The following is a 1,091-nucleotide window of genomic DNA, read 5'->3' as shown; positions in this document are numbered from 1 at the left end:
GACGCGTGGCAATGATGCCATACAAAAAGAGGATGGCGCCCCCTAACAACCCCACCACAAGGGATCGACCATGGCGCAGCCATTGCCAGACGAGGTAACCGCCGCCAATTTCGGCGAGACCTGCGAAAAAAAACAGGACATAAGCTCGAAGCATCGATGTCCTCCTGCGTTCTTCGGATTTTTGACTGCCGTGCTATGGTGACGCCGGGGCGCAAACGGGCGCCCGATCGTCATCTCGAACGGCCCGATCGCGCCACGCGCAACCAATGCTCCGCGGCCATTTGCACCGCATCCCAGGGGCTCCCCAAAGGCGGTGTGTAGCTGAGGTCCACCTCCAAGCATTGGGCCACCGTCATCTGGTGATACAGCGCCATGGCAAAGAAATCGATGCGCTTGGCCACCCCGGCTTGCCAGTGCCCCAGCATCTGGGCGCCTAAGAGGCGGCCCGTTTCACGATCGCCGGTGATGCGAAACGTCAGCTCGCGGGCACCGGGATAGTAAGCCTTGTGGTCCCATGCCGTGAATTCGACCGTCTGCGGCTGATAGCCGGCCGCCAAGGCTTCGTGATCGCGAAAGCCCGTGCGCGCAATCGCCCAGTCGAACACTTTGACCACCTGGGTGCCGAGGGATCCGGCGAAGTGCGCGTCACCCCCGGCCGCATTGTCGCCCGCGACCCGTCCCTGCTTGTGCGCCGTCGTCCCCAGCGGCAAATAGGTCGGCGCGCCGAGCAACCGATGATAGGTTTCAACACAGTCACCCGCGGCGTAAATGTCGGGCAGTGCCGTGGCCATCGTCCGGTCGACCGGAATGGCGCCTTTCAGGCCCAGGGCCAACCCCGCCGCGCGCGCCAGGTCCGTGACGGGTTGAACCCCGACCACCACCAACACCAGGTCGGTGTCCTCCGCGAAGCTGGGGGACCCCGTGACGTGCAACGTGTCACCCGTTCGCGTGATGCGCTCGATCCGGATGCCCGTCCGGACCGCAATACCGTGGGCGGTGAGATGCGTCCCCAGACGCCCGCCCAAGTCCGGATCGATGGTCGGTAAGACGGCCGGCGCCTGTTCCGCCACCGTCACGGCCAGTCCGCGGTG

At 64.8% G+C, this 1,091-nt stretch carries 2 protein-coding genes; both read right to left on the bottom strand.

What is annotated here, in order from left to right:
• A partial coding sequence (locus HIJ39_RS23075) for a YnfA family protein (protein ID WP_476718353.1) occupies positions 1–154 on the bottom strand: 154 nt, incomplete at its 3' end.
• 76 nt (positions 155–230) lie between these two features.
• Positions 231–1,091, bottom strand: an 861-nt coding sequence (locus HIJ39_RS23070) for an FAD-dependent oxidoreductase (protein WP_169103361.1), incomplete at its 5' end; no start/stop codon positions are given.

Source organism: Sulfobacillus harzensis (assembly GCF_012933365.1).
GTDB lineage: Bacteria > Bacillota > Sulfobacillia > Sulfobacillales > Sulfobacillaceae > Sulfobacillus_B > Sulfobacillus_B harzensis.
This window is presented reverse-complemented; position numbering and strand designations above follow the sequence as displayed.